Here is an 872-nt window from a genome sequence, read left to right as displayed (position 1 = left end):
TCGGCGGCGGGCTCGGGGCCGAGCTGGCGCCGGGCGGGCCGCAGCCGGACGTGCTGAACTACGCCTGGCGCGACTGGGGCAACCGCGTCGGGGTCTTCCGCCTCGCCGAGCTGTTCGACGCCCTCGCCCTGCCGGCCTCGGTGCTGGTGAACAGCCGCATCTACGCCGAGTGCCCGGGCCTGATGGACGTCTTCCGCGCCCGCGGCGACGAGGTGGTGGGCCACGGCCGCACCAATGCCGAACGCCAGGGCACCCTGCCGGAGGAGGCGGAGCGGGCGCTGATCGCCGAGGCCACCGCGGCCCTGACCCGCGAGGAGGGCCGGGCGCCGGCGGGCTGGCTCGGCCCGTGGATCTCGCAGAGCCGCACGACCCCGGACCTCCTGGCCGAGGCCGGCTACCGCTACCTGCTCGACTGGTGCCACGACGACCAGCCGACCTGGTTCTCCACCCGCGGCGGCGGGCGCATCCTGTCCGTGCCCTACCCGCAGGAACTGAACGACATCCCGTCGATCGTCGGGCGCAAGGATTCCGGCACGCAATTCGCCGACATGATCGTCGACACCTTCGAGGAGATGCGGGAGGCCGCCTCCGCCGCGCCGCTCGTGATGGGCATCGCCCTCCATCCCTACCTCGTCGGCCAGCCGCACCGCCTGCGGCCCCTGCGGCGGGCGCTCGCGCACATCGCGCGACACCGGGACGAGGTCTGGATCACCCGCGCGGGGGATGTGGCGGATCACGCCATCGGGTTGCCGGAGGGAGTGGTGCCGGGGTGATGGATGGAGGGCCGGGCGCGTCTCAGCCCTCGGCGCGCAGCATCCGCGCCAGCTCCTCCGACAGCCCGACGCTCTCGGTCGGCGGCAGCGGCGGACGCG

Annotated in this window: 1 protein-coding gene; it reads left to right on the top strand. The window is 74.5% G+C overall.

Annotated features, from left to right (window positions below; genetic code table 11):
• On the top strand, positions 1–773 hold a 773-nt coding region (locus VQ02_RS33255; RefSeq protein ID WP_048448552.1), incomplete at its 5' end, for a polysaccharide deacetylase family protein.
• Positions 774–872 lie beyond the last annotated feature (99 nt).

It is taken from the genome of Methylobacterium variabile, assembly GCF_001043975.1.
Taxonomy (GTDB): Bacteria; Pseudomonadota; Alphaproteobacteria; order Rhizobiales; family Beijerinckiaceae; genus Methylobacterium; species Methylobacterium variabile.
The sequence above is the reverse complement of the archived record's forward strand: the minus strand, read 5'-3'. Positions and strand labels throughout refer to the sequence as shown.